Source organism: Leclercia sp. S52, assembly GCF_039727615.1.
In the GTDB taxonomy this organism is placed as follows: Bacteria; Pseudomonadota; Gammaproteobacteria; order Enterobacterales; family Enterobacteriaceae; genus Enterobacter; species Enterobacter adecarboxylatus_B.
Genome location: NZ_CP152474.1, coordinates 3,119,367 through 3,135,674 on the forward strand (window position 1 = coordinate 3,119,367; position 16,308 = coordinate 3,135,674).

At 56.5% G+C, this 16,308-nt stretch carries 16 protein-coding genes, 1 tRNA gene, 1 pseudogene and 1 other annotated feature; of the genes and pseudogenes, 11 read left to right on the forward strand and 7 right to left on the reverse strand.

Features of this window, described 5'->3' with window-relative positions; translation table 11 throughout:
- Positions 1 to 153 precede the first annotated feature (153 nt).
- Positions 154 to 229 (forward strand) — tRNA-Asn (locus tag AAHB66_RS15110).
- Positions 230 to 334: 105 nt separating this feature from the next.
- On the opposite strand, the gene AAHB66_RS15115 is transcribed toward AAHB66_RS15110, so the two are convergent.
- The 4 genes from AAHB66_RS15115 to dacD form a co-directional block, all read right to left on the reverse strand.
- Complete coding sequence (locus AAHB66_RS15115; RefSeq protein ID WP_103180181.1) at positions 335 to 670, reverse strand: DUF496 family protein; 336 nt, start codon at positions 668 to 670, stop codon at positions 335 to 337.
- 167 nt (positions 671 to 837) lie between these two features.
- Entirely contained in the window at positions 838 to 1,896 is a 1,059-nt protein-coding gene (locus AAHB66_RS15120; RefSeq protein WP_191152456.1) for an FUSC family protein, read from the reverse strand.
- Between the two features lie 102 nt (positions 1,897 to 1,998).
- The gene (gene sbmC / locus AAHB66_RS15125; protein WP_347113477.1) at positions 1,999 to 2,472 is read right to left on the reverse strand and encodes a DNA gyrase inhibitor SbmC; all 474 of its coding nucleotides are present in this window, start codon (positions 2,470 to 2,472) and stop codon (positions 1,999 to 2,001) included.
- 121 nt (positions 2,473 to 2,593) lie between these two features.
- Entirely contained in the window at positions 2,594 to 3,766 is a 1,173-nt protein-coding gene (gene dacD / locus AAHB66_RS15130) for a serine-type D-Ala-D-Ala carboxypeptidase DacD (RefSeq protein ID WP_191152458.1), read from the reverse strand.
- Between the two features lie 192 nt (positions 3,767 to 3,958).
- On the opposite strand from dacD, the gene sbcB reads away from it, so the two are divergent.
- A complete protein-coding gene (sbcB, locus tag AAHB66_RS15135) occupies positions 3,959 to 5,395 on the forward strand; it encodes an exodeoxyribonuclease I (protein WP_347116498.1) in 1,437 nt (478 codons plus the stop codon).
- 88 nt (positions 5,396 to 5,483) lie between these two features.
- On the opposite strand, the gene AAHB66_RS15140 is transcribed toward sbcB, so the two are convergent.
- From AAHB66_RS15140 to AAHB66_RS15150, 3 genes are all read right to left on the reverse strand, one after another.
- Positions 5,484 to 6,842, reverse strand: a complete 1,359-nt coding sequence (locus AAHB66_RS15140; protein ID WP_185902373.1) for an APC family permease — start codon at positions 6,840 to 6,842, stop codon at positions 5,484 to 5,486.
- A gap of 267 nt (positions 6,843 to 7,109) precedes the next feature.
- Positions 7,110 to 8,039 carry a LysR substrate-binding domain-containing protein gene (locus tag AAHB66_RS15145; protein ID WP_191152453.1) on the reverse strand — a complete coding sequence of 310 codons (930 nt, stop codon included), beginning with the start codon at positions 8,037 to 8,039 and terminating at the stop codon, positions 7,110 to 7,112.
- A gap of 41 nt (positions 8,040 to 8,080) precedes the next feature.
- On the reverse strand, positions 8,081 to 8,908 hold the full coding sequence (locus tag AAHB66_RS15150; RefSeq protein ID WP_191152452.1) for an SDR family oxidoreductase: 828 nt from the start codon (positions 8,906 to 8,908) through the stop codon (positions 8,081 to 8,083).
- A 174-nt stretch (positions 8,909 to 9,082) separates the two neighbouring features.
- On the opposite strand from AAHB66_RS15150, the gene hisL reads away from it, so the two are divergent.
- The 9 genes and pseudogenes from hisL to hisIE all read left to right on the forward strand — a co-directional run bounded on the left by hisL (position 9,083) and on the right by hisIE (position 16,301).
- Complete coding sequence (gene hisL / locus AAHB66_RS15155; RefSeq protein ID WP_001364200.1) at positions 9,083 to 9,133, forward strand: his operon leader peptide; 51 nt, start codon at positions 9,083 to 9,085, stop codon at positions 9,131 to 9,133.
- Positions 9,109 to 9,233: a sequence feature (His leader region), on the forward strand. It overlaps the preceding gene by 25 nt.
- 45 nt (positions 9,234 to 9,278) lie before the next feature.
- Entirely contained in the window at positions 9,279 to 10,178 is a 900-nt protein-coding gene (gene hisG / locus AAHB66_RS15160; RefSeq protein ID WP_250584595.1) for an ATP phosphoribosyltransferase, read from the forward strand.
- 5 nt (positions 10,179 to 10,183) lie between these two features.
- On the forward strand, positions 10,184 to 11,488 hold the full coding sequence (hisD, locus tag AAHB66_RS15165; RefSeq protein ID WP_347113478.1) for a histidinol dehydrogenase: 1,305 nt from the start codon (positions 10,184 to 10,186) through the stop codon (positions 11,486 to 11,488).
- The gene (gene hisC / locus AAHB66_RS15170; RefSeq protein ID WP_191152449.1) at positions 11,485 to 12,546 is read left to right on the forward strand and encodes a histidinol-phosphate transaminase; all 1,062 of its coding nucleotides are present in this window, start codon (positions 11,485 to 11,487) and stop codon (positions 12,544 to 12,546) included. Before hisD ends, hisC begins: the two co-directional genes overlap by 4 nt.
- Positions 12,543 to 13,611, forward strand: a pseudogene (gene hisB / locus AAHB66_RS15175) (bifunctional histidinol-phosphatase/imidazoleglycerol-phosphate dehydratase HisB). Before hisC ends, hisB begins: the two are co-directional and overlap by 4 nt.
- Positions 13,611 to 14,201 carry an imidazole glycerol phosphate synthase subunit HisH gene (hisH, locus tag AAHB66_RS15180; protein WP_191152447.1) on the forward strand — a complete coding sequence of 197 codons (591 nt, stop codon included), beginning with the start codon at positions 13,611 to 13,613 and terminating at the stop codon, positions 14,199 to 14,201. The pseudogene hisB and the gene hisH overlap by 1 nt, the downstream one beginning before the upstream one ends.
- Positions 14,201 to 14,938 (forward strand): 1-(5-phosphoribosyl)-5-[(5-phosphoribosylamino)methylideneamino]imidazole-4-carboxamide isomerase, encoded by a 738-nt coding sequence (gene hisA, locus AAHB66_RS15185; RefSeq protein WP_347113479.1) that lies wholly within the window; start codon positions 14,201 to 14,203, stop codon positions 14,936 to 14,938. Before hisH ends, hisA begins: the two co-directional genes overlap by 1 nt.
- Entirely contained in the window at positions 14,920 to 15,696 is a 777-nt protein-coding gene (gene hisF, locus AAHB66_RS15190) for an imidazole glycerol phosphate synthase subunit HisF (RefSeq protein WP_347113480.1), read from the forward strand. The genes hisA and hisF overlap by 19 nt, the downstream gene beginning before the upstream one ends.
- On the forward strand, positions 15,690 to 16,301 hold the full coding sequence (hisIE, locus tag AAHB66_RS15195; protein WP_191152444.1) for a bifunctional phosphoribosyl-AMP cyclohydrolase/phosphoribosyl-ATP diphosphatase HisIE: 612 nt from the start codon (positions 15,690 to 15,692) through the stop codon (positions 16,299 to 16,301). The genes hisF and hisIE overlap by 7 nt, the downstream gene beginning before the upstream one ends.
- The last annotated feature ends 7 nt before the right edge of the window (positions 16,302 to 16,308 follow it).

Sequence of the window (16,308 nt, forward strand, 5' to 3'; positions counted from 1 at the left end):
ATGAGGGAGAAATGCAGATCCTGCAAAGTATTTCCCACAAAAATATGTTGGTAATTGCGTCAAACTGACGACGGAATCAGCAGTTGATCGAAATCGGGTAAGATCAGGTTTGACAAAAGTTTTTTCGCCGCTAAGATAACGCTCCACAACGATTCCTCTGTAGTTCAGTCGGTAGAACGGCGGACTGTTAATCCGTATGTCACTGGTTCGAGTCCAGTCAGAGGAGCCACATTTAAGAAGCCTGCTTTCGAGCAGGCTTTTTGCTTTTCTGAATCAGCTACAGTAACAAAAAGGCCCTCTGTCACCAGAGGGCCTTTTTTTCATTCACCGGCAATTATTCGCCTTTGGCTTCGGCGTGCTTCATCTCGCCCATGACTTTCAGCTTTTTCGAGATTTCACGACGTTCTTTAGAGATCTCAGCATTCTTGATGATGTAGTCGTCGACGCGGTCTTCATAGTCGCTTTTCATGCTGGCGATGATGCCCTGAATGGCTTCAACGCTCATGCCTGGCTTGATGTAATCGCTCAGGTTATCCAGCAGCAGAACACGCTTCTGGTTGTCACGGATCTTCTTCTCAACGTCCTGGATTTCACGTTGCAGTTTGTTCTTGCGGCGGAACAGGCGGACGAATTCCAGAACATCCTGGAAAGAAGGCTTGGTAGTTTCCATTTTTACACCCCTGATAATGTGAGATTCGGATTCGTTTAAACAACCGCGATGCCGTTAACCTTACTGACAGCGATTGCTGATGACAATAATTTTTCCTTTGTCCCTATCATAACCTCAATTTCTGCTGAATCGAAGCAGCAGGCAACACAACCGCGCATGGCCGCTTTTTATTTGCGCAATGCCCGGCAGATAAGATGTGACAACAGCTCCAGCTGCCGCGCAAGTTCCATGCTCAACCATACATAGCCGTGAATGGGCGTTTCCGCCACGTTTTCACTGGGTCGATCGTTGATCAGCTGGCGCAGCTCGGCAACAATTTCATTCAGCCGCTCGGTATTGGCCAGAATAGGCTGCGGATTACCTTCGTAGAGCGCATGGGCGATGGTGAGCAGCGTCTGCTGTGTCATTTGCTGCGTCTCTTTTAAGGTCCGGGCATTCAACAATACAAAGTGGCTTGCCCGGGAGGCCCAGTGGGCATTGATTTGCAGCTCTAGCATGCAGACCAGATTGCGGCTGACGGTCTGGATCGCTTCGAAGATAGCTTTCTGAATATGGGTCTCTTTGCTGGCCGGGGTAATCAGGCCGCGCATTTTGACCACGTCGTTGAGGATAGTTTGCAGGTGTTTTTCCAGTCGCGGACGCTCCACCAGGTTGGGGGAAAAGCCTGCCTGGTAAACCCGGTTAAAAGCGGTGACGTAGTTCGCCATCTGGATACGCCAGTGCAGAAACGCCCGCTGCGGCCAGATACCGGTAAACAGCATCGCCAGCAGGGAACCGAGGATCACGTCGCCGCTTCGCCACAGCGCAGTATGCATATCCCCGGTTGGCGCGCCTATTACCACCGCAAGGGTGATACCAATCAGCAGCGACTGATAGGGCCGCTTGCCCAGCGCCAGCCAGCCGCAGAGGAACATCGCTGCCGCGCACCACAGCAGCATCAGCGGCAGAGAGATAAGCTCCAGCTTCAGGGCAATCAGCCCCAGCGCCGAGCCCAGAATAGTGCCGCCAATACGCTCGAACGCCCGCGGCACCACGTTGCCCCAGAAGGAGATGGGCCCCATGATAACCACCAGGGTAATCAGCGGCCATGTCCCTTCCGGCACGTCCAACAGACGCACCAGTAAAAAGGTGAGGATAAACGCCAGCGCGATACGGCATCCGTGTACGATGCGGTAATGGCGATACAGTCGAATTTCAAAAGGCGTCAGATTTTTGTCGGGGCGCACACGCTCTCCAGCATTACGGCAAACCCTGATTGTACTGTGTTTTCTGCCGGAGCGGTGGCACCCGGCAGAAAAACCCTCTGAAGAGTGAGCATACCTGCGGCGTTACACGACCCGATTTTGTACCGGAATAAACATCTCGATATCCCAGTAGCCGTCGGCGTTACCGTCGTTCAGGTAACGTTCGAAGCAGGGTTTTGGTGCGATCTGGTAATTGCCATCTTCGAGCAGGCTGTCGAAGAACAGGTTCCACGGGGTGGCGAAGTCAAAATTCTCAACGCGGGCGGTGGCTACTGCGTACTCGCCCTCGGCCACCTCGGTGAGGATCACCCCTTCGCTGTTGGCGGGAACGACAAAATCATCCGGCACGGTGACAACCGTGTCGCAACGTAACTTTTCAGCCGGCACTTCATCAGGATTATCGTAATAGACCGCCACCCACTCCAGCGGCTGAATATGCTTACCATCAACCCACATCACCAGTTGCTCAAAACCCTGCTTAACCGTTTGCTCCCAGGGGCCAACCATATGAAAACCGGCGATTTTGCGTTTGTTCTGGTGCTTGATGCTGTAGTCCATGCTGCCTCCGATTGGTTACTGTATATACATACACTGTAATGCAGAGAAAAGCGGTTTAACAATGATGATCTGTCTATTATGCGAGCAGGCTCGCACAGTCGCCAGCCTGCTCATCCTGCCGTCAGGCTTTGTGGTGCAGATAGTCGCTCAGACGTGAGAACATCCCACCTTTACCGACGCTTTCGAGAGTCACCAGCGGCCAGTGGGCGACCACCTTATCGCGATCGTATAGCTCAATCTCCCCCACCCGCTGATGCGCGGCAATCGGCGCTTCCAGCTCTTTTTTATCCAGCACATATTTGGCTTTAATGTTTGGCAGCTCCGCCTTCGGCAGCGCCAGCCAGAAGTCCTGATCGGTTCCCAGCGAAATCTGCTCTTTATCGCCGTACCAGATGCGCTCGATGCCAACCTGTTTTCCGTTACGCAGGATCTGCACGGTATCGAAGTTCTGCTGCCCCCAGTGCAGGAGCTTACGCGCCTGATCCTCGCGCCCTTTCGGGCTTTCAGCCCCCATGATGACGGCAATCAGGCGGCGCTGACCGTCCACGGCCGAGGCAATAAGGTTAAAACCGGCCCCGGAAGTGTGCCCGGTTTTCAGGCCATCGACGCTGAGCGATTTATCCCACAGCAGGCCGTTACGGTTCTGCTGCGTGATGCCGTTCCAGGTCAGGCTCTTCTCGCTATACATGTGATAAAACGCCGGCTCACCGTGGATGATGGCGCGGGAGAGCACCGCCAGGTCGTACGCCGAGCTGTGCTGGCCCGGCGCATCCAGACCATGTACCGTTTCAAAATGGGTATCGCGCAGATTCAGCTTTTTGACGTAGTCATTCATCATAGTGACGAACTGCGGCTGCCCGCCCGCCACGTAATCGGCCAGCGCCACGCAGGCGTCGTTGCCGGAATCAACAATCAGGCCGCGGCTGAGGTCGCGCACCGAAACCTGCTCGCCCGCCTTCAGGAACATCAGCGAGGAGCCGTCAAAAACCGGATTGCCCTTGGCCCAGGCATCCTGACCGACCGTGACCATATCGTCCGGAGTGATGCGATGGCTGTCGATGGCGCGATCCACCACATAGCCGGTCATCAGCTTGGTCAGGCTGGCCGGATTGCGCTGCACGTGTTCGTTACCCGCCGTTAAAATCTGCCCTGTCGTGTAATCCATCAGCACCCAGGAGCCTGCCTGGACGGCTGGCGGCTGCGGCGCATAGTTAATCGGATCGGCAGCCAGCGCGGAAGAAATGCTCAAAGTGAGTAAAGAAACAGCAATAAACAGACGGCGTTTCAACGGTATATCCTCAGGTCATTTAAAATCGTTGCCCTTTTTACGGAAGTTTTCCGCTGGATACCTGGAATAATTGCAAAAAAATGTGACAGCACGCAGGTTTTTCCCGGACGATTCCTCGCAAATTTGCAGGCTGACGGCGCTTTTCCTTCGGCGTGCCAGGCCGGATGGTTTACCATAGTGGTGTCACTCATAAACAGGATGGTATTACTGGTGTCTGACTCCGCCGCGCTGCCTACATTTTTATTCCACGACTACGAAACCTTTGGCACCAGCCCCTCGCTGGATCGCCCTGCCCAGTTCGCCGCGATCCGCACCGATGCCGATTTCAATATCATCGGTGAGCCGGAGGTGTTCTTTTGCAAACCCGCCGATGACTATTTGCCCCAGCCAGGCGCGGTGATGGTTACCGGCATCACCCCGCAGGAAGCCCGGGAAAAAGGGGTAAATGAAGCGGAGTTTGCCCGTCGCATTCATGACCTGTTTACCGTGCCCAACACCTGCGTGGTGGGCTACAACAACGTGCGCTTCGATGACGAAGTGACCCGGCATATTTTTTACCGCAACTTCTACGATCCCTATGCCTGGAGCTGGCAAAACAAGAACTCGCGCTGGGATCTGCTGGATGTCATGCGCGCCTGCTATGCCCTGCGCCCTGAAGGTATCAACTGGCCCGACAACGAGGACGGGCTCCCCAGCTTCCGCCTTGAACATCTGACCCGCGCGAACGGCATTGAACACAGCAATGCCCATGACGCGATGGCGGATGTCTACGCCACTATCGCCATGGCGAAGCTGGTGAAGACCCAACAGCCGAAGCTGTTTGAGTACCTGCTCAGCCATCGCAGTAAGCAAAAACTCACCACCCTGATTGACGTGCCTCAGATGAAGCCGCTGATGCATATCTCCGGGATGTTCGGCGCCTGGCGCGGGAATACCAGTTGGGTGGCCCCGCTGGCCTGGCATCCGGAAAACCGCAACGCGGTGATTATGGTGGATTTGGCCGGGGATATAACTCCCCTGCTGACGCTGGACAGCGACAGCCTGCGCGAGCGGCTCTACACCCCGAAAGAGGCGCTGGGAGATGATGCCGCCGTACCGGTCAAGCTGGTGCATATCAACAAGTGCCCGGTGCTGGCCCCCGCCAACACCCTGCGCCCGGACGATGCCGAACGGCTGGGAATCGACCGTCAGCACTGTCTGGATAACCTGAAAAAGCTGCGGGAAAACCCGCAGGTGCGCGAAAAGGTGGTGGCGATTTTTGCCGAAGCGGAGCCGTTCGTCCCGTCAGAGAACGTCGATGCCCAGCTCTATAACGGCTTTTTTAGCGACGCTGACCGCTCTGCCATGAATATCGTTTTGCAGACCGATCCGCGTAATCTGCCCGCGCTGGATATCACCTTTGCCGATGGGCGTATCAACAAGCTGATCTTTAACTACCGCGCCCGCAATTTCCCCGGCACGCTGGATGAGGCCGAGCAGGAACGGTGGCTGCAGCATCGCCGCAACGTGTTTACTCCGGAGTATTTGCAGGCTTACGCTCAGGAGCTGGAGATGCTCTACGGTGAGTATGAAGGCAATGCTGAAAAACAGGCGCTGTTGAAAGCGCTGTATCAGTATGCGCAGGAGATAGTGTGATCTGAGAAAATAAAAAAGCCGGAGGCGATGTCTCCGGCTTTTTTTTGCTTTGCCCGGCGGCGCGATGCTTGCCGGGCCTGAAGATTTATTATGCTACGTCTTCGTACTGAGGAACCGGGTTGCGGAAGCTTTTGGTTACGCATGCCAGGTAAATCAGACCGATACCACCCCAGATCAGACCCAGAACCATTGAGCTCTCTTCCAGGTTGATCCACAGCGCACCGACGGTCAGCGCACCACATACCGGCAGCAGCAGGTAGTTGAAGTGGTCTTTCAGCGTTTTGTTGCGCTTCTCACGGATCCAGAACTGAGAGATCACGGAGAGGTTAACAAAGGTAAAGGCAACCAGCGCACCGAAGTTGATCAGCGCAGTCGCGGTAACCAGGTCGAAGTTAATCGCCAGCAACGCAATGGCACCCACCAGCAGCACGTTCCATGCCGGGGTACGCCATTTCGGATGAACATAACCGAAGAAGCGAGTCGGGAATACGCCATCACGGCCCATCACGTACATCAGACGGGAAACGCCGGCGTGTGCCGCCATACCGGATGCCAGAACGGTCACGCTGGAGAAGATCAGCACGCCCCACTGGAAGGTTTTACCGGCAACATACAGCATGATTTCCGGCTGTGACGCGTCCGGATCTTTGAAGCGAGAGATATCCGGGAAGTACAGCTGCAGGAAGTAAGAGGCACCGATAAAGATGATGCCGCCAATCAATGCTGTCAGGAAGATAGCACGCGGGATCACACGCTCAGCGTCTTTGGTCTCTTCAGACAGCGAAGAGATACCGTCGAAGCCGAGGAACGAGAAGCACAGGATGGTCGCACCGGTGATCATCGGCACGACATGCGCGCCTTCAGACCAGAACGGACGGGTGCTGGTCAGCGTACCTGCGCCTTCACCGTGAGAAACGCCGTAAATGATCAGACCGACGATCACCGCCACAATACCCATCTGCAGGATAACAATCAGGGTGTTGAAGTTGGCCACGGTCTTGATGCTGCGCAGGTTAGAGATGGTCATAAAGGCCACCAGCGCCACAACGAAGATCCACGACGGTACGGAAGGCACCAGCGCTTCGAAGTAAATTTTTGCCAGAAGGATGTTGATCATCGGCATGAACAGGTAGTCCAGCAGGGATGACCAGCCCACCATAAAGCCAACTGCCGGGCTAATGGACTTCTGAGCATAGGTGTACGCAGAGCCTGCGGACGGGAAGCGGCGAACCAGCTTGCCGTAGCTCAGCGCGGTAAAGAGGATCGCGATCAGCGCAAAGGCATACGCCGTTGCAACGTGACCGTCAGTGAGGCCTGAAACGATACCAAACGTATCGAACAGCGTCATCGGCTGCATATAGGCAAGGCCCATCATAACAACCGGAATCAACGTAAGCGTTTTACGTAATTCCACGCGAGAGGTTTTTGGAGTTGCGTTATGCGACATAGTTATTCTCCTTTACGGTGAATACCGCCACGTAAGCGAATGATTGCCCCATTTCTTTCTTCCTCAGCGACAACAACTGTCGGATTTTAGTAAATATCTATCCGGTACGAAGCCCGGCCTCTTGGATTTAATGGTTTTCTTACATGCAAAAAAAAATAATCGACGCCTTTTATATCGTCGATTATTCCATGTTTGCTGCGGCGCATTTTCCCTAAATGATAGCGAAAATGCAAGAGATCGAAAGGCATCCTAAAGTTAAATTTTTATTTAATCACCTGATTTCTCAGCGACGCCCTGCGCATAAACGGCAGCGATAGCACTATTTGCTAAAATTTCTTGTCGCCACCATGCACTGGCAAGCCCCGCAGTCTGGTCATTCCAGCCAATCCATACGGAATCATAACTGGATTGCGCGATAACCTGTTTCTCGACCAGCGCACCGCTTTCAATAAAACGCTGGGCTAAATAACGCGGCAGATAGCCACAGCCTAAGCCGCTAATTTGCAGCTCCAGCTTGGTTTTAAAATCAAATACGGTAATGGCTTCCTGATCGTCCAGGAGCTGCGAAGAGGCCGCACTGCCCGGTAATGAACTGTCACCCACCACAATCGCGCGATAATTTTTAATCGTCCGGCGGTTTACCGGCTCCGGCTCCTGGGCCAGCGGATGGTGTGGAGCGACAACGAATACCTGTTCCAGTTGCCCAAGACAGGCAAAGCCAAAATCGCTGAGCTGCGGTGGCTCGTGCAGCGCGCCGACAACGATATCTGCCCGCCCCTGCACCAGTGACTCCCAGGAGCCGGCTAACACACCATTGATAAACTTGAGACGGGTAACGCTGTGTCGCTCGTAAAAGGCCTCGATAAGCGGTGCCAGCAGGGAAAACGGAAAGGTATCATCCACACCAATAATCAGCTCGTTTTCCCAGCCCTGATGCAGTTTTACGGCCTGCTTTTCCAGCTCACGTACCGTATGCAATACGTCCCGCCCTTTCTCCAGCAGCATCTGCCCGGTGCGGGTAAAGCGCGCCCGGTGGCCGGAGCGGTCGAGGATCTGAATATTGAGATCGCTTTCGAGCTTATGAACGGTGTAGCTGAGCGCTGAGGGGGTTTTAAAGAGCTTCGCCGAGGCCGCAGCAAAGCTCCCCTCCTTTTCCAGTGCATCAAGGATAATAAGGACATCCAGCAGCGGTTTCATGCTCACCCCCCTTGTGGTGCGCTTACGCTCCGCCAGCGGCGTTACTCCATAGGCATAACCAGCGGATCGGGAAAGAGATACTCAAATCCCAGTTCATGACAGATGCGGTTCCCATCAATCAATTTGCCCTTCCCCTCTCCAGGGGCATCGTGGAAGTGCGGCGGCGCCAGGCCGAGCTGACGCGACATCACCGGATAAAATGTACTGCGTGCAGGATGAGAGGGCGCACATATATTATAGATGTGCCCGCCTTTCGGGGCCTGTAATAACAGGGTAATTGCGCCGATCACGTCTTCAAGGTGCACGAGATTGACGCCATGTTGTCCGTCAGGCGCTGATTTCCCTGCAAAAAAACGACCGGGATGGCGACCGGGCCCCACCAGCCCCGCAAGGCGTAATATATCCACCTGAGTGCCGGGTAAATTATGCAGCCAGTCTTCCAGCTCTTTTAAAACCCGCCCGCTGGCCGTTACCGGCTGGCGCGGCATATTCTCTTTTACGGCACCTTCGACATCGCCATATACCGAAGTGGAACTGGTGAAAATAATGCGGGGAATATGGTGCGCGAGGGCGCTGTCGACAATTTCCTGTACCGCCTGCAGATAATAAGACTCGCCCGGCCCGGTACGGCGCGCCGGCAGCGTAATTACCAGCGCATCCACATCACCCATCAGCGTATCCAGATCGTCGGTATCGCACACCAGCTCTGGCTCCAGGCGCAATTGAACGCTCTCGATGCCGCACATCCGCGCCGCCTCGACCCCATCCGCTGTGGTTTTACTGCCGGTGACCTCCCAGCCCCGCGCCAGTAGCGACATGGCCAGCGGCATTCCAAGCCATCCCAGACCGACAATTGCGACCTTTTTCATGCGTTTTCTCCTGACTTTTACGCCTCTGCTGTAAGGCTACGCCAGCCATGCGCAACTGACAATTGATAGCGCCAATATGAAATCATTTAATGATAAAAAAAAGCCCTTGCTTTATGTAGCGCAAGTGGTTTAGGTTAAACGACATCACATGAATAAGCATTCATCGAGAATTTTATGACACGCGTTCAATTTAAACACCACCATCATCACCATCATCCTGACTAGTCTTTCAGGCGATGTGTGCTGGAAGACAGTTAGATCTTCCAGCGGTGCATGAACGCAAGAAAAAGCCCCCGGAAGATCATCTTCCGGGGGGCTTTTTTTTGGACCGTGTTCAGGCAAGTTACAACAGGATCATGAGGAACCGACAATGTTAGATAATTCACGTTTACGCATAGCTATGCAGAAATCAGGTCGTCTTAGCGACGATTCCCGCGAACTGCTGGCCCGCTGCGGCATTAAAATCAACCTGCACACCCAGCGCCTGATCGCGCTGGCAGAGAATATGCCGATTGATATTCTGCGCGTGCGTGACGACGACATTCCGGGCCTGGTGATGGACGGCGTGGTGGATCTGGGCATCATTGGCGAAAACGTGCTGGAAGAAGAGCTCCTGACCCGCCGCGCGCAGGGCGAAGACCCGCGCTACTTCACCCTGCGCCGTCTGGACTTTGGAGGCTGCCGCCTGTCGCTGGCCACCCCGGCTGACGAAGCCTGGGACGGCCCTGCCGGGCTGAACGGCAAGCGTATCGCCACCTCCTACCCTCACCTGCTGAAGCGTTACCTCGATCAGAAAGGGGTGCAGTTTAAATCCTGCCTGCTGAACGGCTCAGTGGAAGTGGCACCGCGTGCCGGTCTGGCTGATGCGATTTGCGACCTGGTCTCCACCGGCGCCACCCTGGAAGCCAACGGCCTGCGCGAAGTGGAAGTGATCTACCGCTCCAAAGCCTGTCTGATCCAGCGCGACGGCGAAATGCCGGAAGCCAAGCAGCAACTGATTGACCGCCTGCTGACCCGTATTCAGGGGGTGATCCAGGCCCGCGAATCCAAATACATCATGATGCACGCCCCGACCGAGCGTCTGGATGAGGTGATCGCTCTGCTGCCGGGCGCGGAACGTCCAACCATTCTGCCGCTGGCTGGCGATCAGCAGCGCGTGGCGATGCATATGGTCAGCAGCGAAACCCTGTTCTGGGAAACCATGGAAAAACTGAAGGCGCTGGGCGCCAGCTCAATCCTGGTGTTACCAATTGAGAAGATGATGGAGTAACAGCCATGACCTTTAACACCGTTATCGACTGGAACACCTGTAACGCAGAACAGCAGCGTGACCTGCTGATGCGCCCGGCCATCTCCGCGTCGGAAAGCATCACCCGCACCGTGGCGGAGATTCTGGAAAACGTGAAAACCCGTGGCGACGACGCCCTGCGTGAGTACAGCGCGAAATTCGACAAAACTGAGGTCGGCGCGCTGAAGGTGAGCGAGCAGGCGATTGCCGAGGCCGCAGCGCGTCTGAGCGATGAGTTAAAGCAGGCGATGGCCGTCGCGGTGCAGAACATTGATACCTTCCACACCGCACAGCAGCTGCAAACCGTCGATGTGGAAACCCTGCCCGGCGTGCGTTGCCAGCAGGTGACCCGTCCGGTCGACTCGGTGGGTTTGTATATTCCGGGTGGCTCCGCCCCCCTCTTCTCAACCGTATTGATGCTGGCGACCCCGGCTCGTATCGCCGGTTGCCGCAAAGTGGTGCTCTGCTCTCCGCCACCGATTGCCGATGAAATTCTGTATGCCGCACAGCTGTGCGGGGTACAGGAGATTTTCAACGTCGGCGGGGCTCAGGCTATCGCAGCGCTGGCTTTGGGCACCGAATCTGTGCCGCGCGTGGATAAAATCTTCGGCCCGGGCAACGCTTTTGTCACCGAAGCCAAGCGTCAGGTCAGCCAGCGGCTGGACGGTGCGGCCATCGACATGCCGGCTGGCCCGTCGGAAGTGCTGGTTATCGCCGACAGCGGCGCGACGCCGGATTTCGTGGCCTCGGATCTGCTCTCCCAGGCAGAGCACGGCCCGGACTCGCAGGTTATCCTGCTGACGCCGGACGCCAGCATGGCAAAACGGGTTGGCGAAGCGGTTGAACGACAGCTGGCCGATCTGCCACGTGCCGACACCGCCCGCCAGGCGCTCTCCGCCAGCCGCCTGATTGTGGCCAGGGATCTGGCGCAGTGCATCGCGATTTCAAACCTCTACGGCCCGGAGCACCTGATCATTCAGACCCGCAACGCCCGTGAGCTGGTCGACAGCATCACCAGCGCCGGTTCGGTGTTCCTTGGCGACTGGTCGCCGGAATCCGCGGGTGATTACGCCTCCGGCACCAATCACGTGCTGCCGACCTACGGCTATACCTCCACCTGTTCCAGCCTCGGGCTGGCGGATTTCCAGAAGCGCATGACCGTGCAGGAGCTTTCGCGTGAGGGCTTTGCCTCCCTCGCCGCGACCATCGAAACGCTGGCCGCCGCCGAACGTCTGACCGCCCACAAAAATGCCGTGACGCTGCGCGTTGCCGCCCTGAAGGAGCAAGCATGAGTATTGAAGAGTTAGCCCGCGAAAACGTTCGCGCCCTGACCCCGTATCAGTCTGCCCGCCGACTGGGTGGCAATGGCGACGTGTGGCTGAACGCCAATGAATTCCCTACCGCCGTCAGCTTTGAGCTGACCCAGCAGTCGCTGAACCGCTACCCGGAGTGTCAGCCGAAAGCGGTGATCGAGAACTATGCGGCCTATGCCGGTATCCAACCGGAGCAAGTGCTGGTCAGCCGCGGAGCGGATGAAGGCATCGAACTGCTGATCCGCGCCTTCTGCGAGCCGGGCAAAGATGCGGTGCTCTACTGTCCACCGACCTACGGCATGTATAGCGTAAGCACCGAAACCTTTAACGTTGAGCTGCGTAAAGTGCCTGCGCTGGAAAACTGGCAGCTTGATTTACAGGGCATTGCCGACAATCTCGACGGCGTGAAGGTGGTATTTGTCTGCAGCCCGAATAACCCTACCGGCCAGCTGATTAACCCTCAGGATATCCGCACGCTGCTTGAGATGACCCGTGGCAAAGCGCTGGTGGTGGCCGATGAAGCCTATATTGAGTTTTGCCCACAGGCGACGCTCGCTGGTTGGCTGACGGAATATCCGCACCTGGTGATCCTGCGTACCCTGTCCAAAGCCTTTGCTCTTGCCGGGCTGCGCTGCGGCTTTACGCTGGCCAATAAAGAGGTGATTGACCTGCTGATGAAGGTGATTGCACCTTATCCGCTCTCGACGCCGGTAGCGGATATCGCCGCCCAGGCGCTGTCGCCAGAAGGCATCACCGCTATGCGGAGCCGGGTGGCGCAGATCGTCGACGAGCGGGCATATCTCGTCAGCCAGCTGAAAACTATCCCCTGCGTTGAACAGGTTTTCGACTCAGAAACCAACTATGTTCTGGCGCGTTTTACCGCCTCGAGTGCAGTATTTAAATCTTTATGGGATCAGGGCATTATCTTACGAGACCAGAACAAACAACCCTCTTTAAGTGGCTGCTTACGCATTACCGTGGGTACCCGTGAAGAGAGCCAGCGCGTTATCGACGCCCTGAATGCGGAGAAAGTATGAGCCAGAAGTACCTCTTTATCGATCGTGACGGCACTATCATTTCGGAACCACCCAGTGATTATCAGGTCGATCGTTTCGACAAACTGGCCTTTGAAGCCGACGTCATTCCGGTGCTGCTGAAGCTGCAGAAAGCCGGTTTTAAGCTGGTAATGATCACCAACCAGGACGGCCTCGGCACCGACAGCTTCCCGCAGGCTGATTTTGACGGACCGCACGATCTGATGATGCAGATCCTCACCTCCCAGGGGGGTGGTGTTTGATGAGGTGCTGATTTGTCCGCACCTGCCTGCCGACAACTGCGACTGCCGTAAGCCGAAAGTGAAGCTGGTTGAGCAGTATCTGGCCGAAGCGGCGCTGGACAAAGCCAACAGCTACGTGATTGGCGATCGCGCTACGGACATCGAGCTGGCGAGCAACATGGGCATCACCGGCCTGCGCTATCAGCGCGAGACCCTGAACTGGGCGATGATTGGCGAGCAGCTGACCAAACGTGACCGTTACTCCCACGTTGAGCGCAATACCAAAGAGACGCAGATCGACGTTAAGGTGTGGCTGGATCGCGAAGGCGGTAGCAAGATCCACACCGGCGTGGGCTTCTTCGATCATATGCTGGATCAGATCGCCACCCACGGCGGTTTTCGCATGGAGATCGGCGTTAAAGGCGACCTCTATATTGACGATCACCACACCGTGGAAGATACCGGCCTTGCGCTGGGCGAAGCGCTCAAGCTGGCGCTGGGCGATAAGCGCGGCATCAACCGCTTCGGCTTTGTGCTGCCGATGGATGAGTGCCTGGCCCGCTGTGCGCTGGATATCTCCGGCCGTCCGCACCTGGAATATAAAGCCGACTTTACCTATCAGCGCGTGGGCGACCTGAGCACCGAGATGGTTGAGCACTTCTTCCGCTCCCTCTCCTACACCATGGGCCTGACGCTGCACCTGAAAACCAAAGGTAAAAACGATCACCACCGCGTGGAGAGCCTGTTTAAGGCCTTTGGCCGCACCCTGCGCCAGGCCATTCGCGTGGAAGGCGATACCCTGCCGTCGTCGAAAGGAGTGCTGTAATGAACGTGGTGATCCTCGATACCGGTTGCGCCAACCTCAACTCCGTAAAATCCGCGATTATGCGCCACGGTTACGACCCGCTGGTCAGCCGCGATCCGGATGTGGTGCTGCACGCCAGTAAACTCTTTTTACCGGGCGTCGGTACGGCCCAGGCGGCGATGGATCAGATCCACCAGCGTGAACTGGTTGAGCTGATTAAAGCCTGTACCCAGCCGGTGCTGGGCATCTGTCTGGGGATGCAGCTGCTGGGCCGCCGCAGCGAAGAGTCCAACGGCGTGGATCTGCTGGGCATCATCGACGAGGACGTGCCGAAAATGACCGATCACGGCCTGCCGCTGCCGCACATGGGCTGGAACCGGGTCTATCCGAAAGCGGGTGATCGGCTGTTCCGCGGTATCGAGGACGGAGCATACTTCTATTTCGTGCACAGCTACGCGATGCCGGTGAACGCGAATACCATCGCCCAGTGCCACTATGGCGAACCCTTCACCGCCGCGGTGCAGAAAGACAATTTCTACGGCGTGCAGTTCCACCCGGAACGTTCCGGAGCCGCGGGCGCGCAATTGCTGAAAAACTTTCTGGAGATGTGATGATTATTCCTGCTTTAGATTTAATTGACGGCACGGTTGTCCGTCTGCACCAGGGTGATTATGGCCAGCAGCGCGACTATGGCAAGGATCCTCTGCCGCGCCTGCAGGACTATGCCGCGCAGGGAGCCGAGGTGCTGCACCTGGTTGACCTGACCGGTGCGAAAGATCCGGCCAAACGCCAGATCCCGCTGCTGAAAAAACTGGTCGCGGGCGTGAACGTTCCGGTCCAGGTTGGCGGCGGCGTGCGCACCGAAGAGGACGTAGCGGCGCTGCTGGAAGCCGGCGTGGCGCGCGTAGTGGTGGGCTCTACCGCGGTAAAAAATCCTGAGACGGTACAGGGCTGGTTCAAGCGCTTTGGCGCCGACGCGCTGGTGCTGGCGCTGGACGTGCGTATCGACGAACAGGGTAACAAACAGGTCGCGGTCAGCGGCTGGCAGGAGAACTCCGGCGTGACGCTGGAAGCGCTGGTGGAGCGCTATCTGCCGGTGGGTCTGAAGCATGTTTTATGCACCGATATCTCCCGCGACGGCACGCTGGCCGGTTCTAACGTGTCGCTGTACGAAGAGGTTTGCGCCCGTTATCCGCAGGTGGCGTTCCAGTCATCCGGCGGTATTGGTGATTTGAATGATATCGCGGCCCTGCGCGGGACCGGGGTACGTGGGGTGATCGTCGGACGCGCCCTGCTGGAAGAAAAATTTACGGTTAAGGAGGCGATTCAATGCTGGCAAAACGGATAATTCCTTGTCTCGACGTGCGTGATGGTCAGGTCGTGAAAGGCGTGCAGTTCCGCAATCACGAGATCATCGGCGATATCGTCCCCCTGGCAAAACGCTATGCGGAAGAAGGTGCCGACGAGCTGGTGTTTTACGATATCACCGCCTCCAGCGATGGCCGGGTGGTGGATAAAAGCTGGGTCGCCCGCGTGGCGGAGGTGATTGATATTCCTTTCTGCGTGGCGGGTGGGATTAAATCGGCAGAAGACGCGGCAAAAATCCTCACCTTCGGCGCCGACAAAATTTCTATCAACTCCCCTGCTCTGGCCGATCCGGAGCTCATCACCCGTCTGGCCGACCGCTTTGGCGTGCAGTGCATCGTGGTCGGGATTGATACCTGGTTTGACGAAGCCACCGGCAAATATCACGTCAACCAGTACACCGGCGACGAGAGCCGCACCCGTGTCACCCAGTGGGAGACGCTGGACTGGGTGCAGGAAGTACAGAAGCGCGGCGCGGGTGAGATCGTGCTGAACATGATGAATCAGGACGGTGTGCGTAATGGCTACGATCTGGCGCAGCTGAAAAAAGTACGCGAGGTATGCCACGTGCCGCTGATTGCCTCGGGCGGCGCAGGTACGATGGAACACTTCCTCGAAGCCTTCCGCGATGCCGACGTTGACGGTGCGCTGGCGGCCTCGGTGTTCCATAAGCAGATTATTAATATTGGTGAGTTAAAAACGTTCCTGGCAAATCAGGGCGTGGAGATCAGGGTATGTTAACAGAGCAACAACGTGCGCAGCTGGACTGGGAAAAAACCGACGGTTTGATGCCGGTGGTCGTGCAGCACGCGGTATCCGGTGAAGTACTGATGCTGGGTTATATGAATCAGGACGCCCTGGCGAAGACCATCGACAGCGGTAAAGTAACCTTTTTCTCGCGCACCAAACAGCGTCTGTGGACCAAAGGCGAAACCTCCGGCCATTTTCTGAACGTGGTCAGCATCACTCCGGACTGCGATAACGATACCCTGCTGGTGCTGGTGAACCCCATCGGGCCGACCTGCCACCTGGGCACCAGCAGCTGCTTTGGCGATGCCAGCCACCAGTGGCTGTTCCTGTATCAGCTTGAACAACTGCTGGCTGAGCGTAAAACTGCCGACCCGCAAAGCTCTTATACCGCGAAGCTCTATGCCAGCGGCACCAAGCGTATCGCGCAAAAAGTGGGGGAAGAAGGTGTAGAGACGGCCCTGGCCGCGACCGTGAACGATCGCGCTGAGCTGACAAATGAAGCCTCTGACCTGATGTACCACCTGCTGGTTCTACTGCAGGATCAGGATTTAGATTTAACCGCCGTGATTGAGAACCTGCGTCAGCGACACAAATAAAAAAACC